Consider the following 2,792-nt stretch of genomic DNA (forward strand, 5'->3'; position numbering starts at 1 on the left):
ACACCCATATTAAACGCTCTATACATCTCTTCTTTATCTACATGTTTTGAGATTAGCTCAAAGATAGGAAGCACTTTTATGGCATCTTTCTTTATCTCTGCCATTAAGCCCTCTGGGAGAACGCGTGGAAGGTTTTCTACTATACCGCCTCCAGTAATGTGGGCAAGGGCAACAATGTGCTCTTTTAGAGCTTTAAAGGTTTTAACATAAATTTTTGTAGGCTCAAGAAGTGTTTGTATAAGAGTTTTTCCGTTGAAGTCATCATTGAAATTTAAGTTCATCTTTTCAAAGAGAACTTTTCTAGCTAGCGAGAAGCCATTTGAGTGAAGTCCTGAGCTAGGAAGCGCTATTAGCTTATGCCCAGCTCTAACCATTGATACTCTATCCATCTCACTCTTCTCAGCAACACCAACTGCAAAACCAGCCAAATCATAATCATTATGTGAATACATTCCCGGCATCTCAGCAGTCTCTCCACCAATAAGAGCACACTCAGCGCGGATACAACCCTCAGCGATACCAGCTACAACATCTGTTGCAACTTTAACATCAAGTTTACCAGTTGCATAGTAGTCTAAGAAAAAAGAGGGAGTACCGAAGTTACAAAGAAGGTCATTTACACACATAGCCACAAGGTCGATACCTACAGTGTTGTGTATGCCTGAGTCAATTGCTAGTTTTAGTTTTGTTCCAACACCATCAGTAGCAGCTAACATTACAGGTTCTTTGAAGCCGCGTGGGAGTTCAAATGCACCAGCAAAAGAGCCTATGCCACCTAAAACACCTGGAATTTTTGTTGATTTTACTAAAGGTTTGATGTTTTCTACGAAACTATTGCCAGCGTCTATGTCGACGCCGGCATCTTTGTAGCTGATTTGGCTCATGTATGGCTCCCATAATTAAAGTGGGAAATTATATCTAATGAGAGTTAAAGCTAGAGTTAATTTACTTTATAGAGCACTTTTTAGTGATCAAACAAAGTGGGCAAAAGTTCGCTATGCCAGCTATTAGAGGAAGAATACCAAGGTAAAACCAAGCATTACCTGTGATAAATCCAGTAACGATAAGTGCAATACCGCCAACTATTCTTATAACTCTACAATTCTTTCTAATTTTGTCATAATTCATTTTGACTCCATTTTATACATTTTTATTTTAACATCTAGATTATATCAGAGATTGGCTTATCAAGAGGGAGTAGCCAAAGAGATAAATAAAACATTAGTTAAACATATCTTCATACATTGCATCGGCCCAGTTATAGAGAGATGTTGCATTTTGCACGCCATCTTTTTTCCACTCCTCGCCACTTATAGTATTTGCAAAGCTAAATACCGTGTCTTTGTCGTAAGCGTATTGTGTATAGATATAAATCGCTTTTTCTGGAGCTATCGAGATAGCGGAGAAACAGGTTGTTGTTGGAGACTCCCACTTTATTTTTTTTGTCTTATTTATTTTTTGTGCTATTAAAGAAGCTACGTATTTTCCCTCTGAGTTAGAAGTGTTTCCAGACTTTGAAAACCCCATTGGGCGAGCATCGCCAGTAATATAGACGTTTTTAGCACCAATAGCCTCATATGTGAGTTCATTTATATTAGCTTCTAGTTTGTTTTTAGCATCTTTTGCAAGGCCAACTCTCTCTAAAATCTTAGCCCCTCTAACTTGAGGATAAAATGCAGCATCTTCAAACTCATACTCATCAAACTCTGTATAAACAACTTTGTTGTCTAAGTCTATCTTTGTAATTACACCGCTTGGTACATACTCTATATAATCAGCATAAAGCTCTGTAAATGCCGAGTGGAAGCCTTTTTCTTTTATAGTTATAGCGTTGTTTGCATCAAGAATAATGACTTTTGCATCTAGTTTCTTTTGTTTAAAGTAGTCAGCTATAACACATGCTCTCTCATACGGAGCAGGAAGACATCTGTAGTTTCCAGCAGGAACAGTTAATATAAAGTTGCCGCCTTTAAAGTTTATTACTTTACTCTTAAGTGTCATATGCTCAGAACCAGGGATAAACCCAGCTGGATACTCTTGTCTTAATCTATTTTCAAAAGCTATATCATTTGTCCAACGAGAGTAGTCATACTCAATTCCCGGTGCAAATACCAAATAGTCGTAGCTTATGTCGCCTTCACTCGTTTTTAGTACCTGATTTTCTTTATCTAAATCAATAGCAGTTGCGTGGAAGTATGTGTAGTTGTTTTTTCGTGCTGCTTGAAGGTAATCATGAGTTAAATACTCCAGTTTAACTTTATCAACAACCCATAGATTGCTAACTGGACAAGAGATAAATTCATGTCTTTGCTCAACTAAAATAACATCTGCATTTGGAGCAAACACTTTTGTATATTTTGCAATAGAGAGTCCAGACCATCCACCGCCAACTACTACAACCCTTGGATTTTTTGTCTCTGGCAGTGCTGCTTTATAATCTGTTTTAGAATTGCTTTTTTTGCCTGTTTTTTGGCTTGAAGCATTTGTGTTTGCATTAAGAGCCGAAGATGCGACCGTTAAGCCACCTAACGCTAAAGCATCTCTTCTAGATATAGCCATGAAACTCCCTTTGGTTTGAAAATTGTGATAATATTATCATTTTATGACTTACTGATAGCTTATTTTAAGCATAGAGAAAAGTCGTGAGTGTAAAATTAAGTTAGAGATTTTAATTCTAATATGTTAAAATCGCACAAAACAACTTAGGAAATTATAAAAATGAGAGATTTTATCTACAATGAAATGATGGTACACGTGCCTTTATGTACGTCTAAAGAGGCAAAAGATATTTT

At 36.8% G+C, this 2,792-nt stretch carries 3 protein-coding genes; all 3 read right to left on the bottom strand.

All coding sequences use genetic code 11. From position 1 onward, the window contains the following. Window positions 1–884 (bottom strand): phosphoribosylformylglycinamidine cyclo-ligase (gene purM, locus PHI38_RS10120; RefSeq protein WP_299855748.1); only part of this gene is annotated, 884 nt, incomplete at its 3' end. Between the two features lie 61 nt (window positions 885–945). Next, window positions 946–1,128: a DUF2892 domain-containing protein gene (locus PHI38_RS10125; protein WP_299855750.1), complete on the bottom strand. Its 183-nt coding sequence runs from the start codon at window positions 1,126–1,128 to the stop codon at window positions 946–948. A 93-nt stretch (window positions 1,129–1,221) separates the two neighbouring features. Beyond that, on the bottom strand, window positions 1,222–2,559 hold the full coding sequence (locus PHI38_RS10130) for an FCSD flavin-binding domain-containing protein (protein WP_299855752.1): 1,338 nt from the start codon (window positions 2,557–2,559) through the stop codon (window positions 1,222–1,224). Between the last annotated feature and the right edge of the window lie 233 nt (window positions 2,560–2,792).

This window comes from Sulfurimonas sp., assembly GCF_028694895.1.
Classification (GTDB): domain Bacteria; phylum Campylobacterota; class Campylobacteria; order Campylobacterales; family Sulfurimonadaceae; genus Sulfurimonas.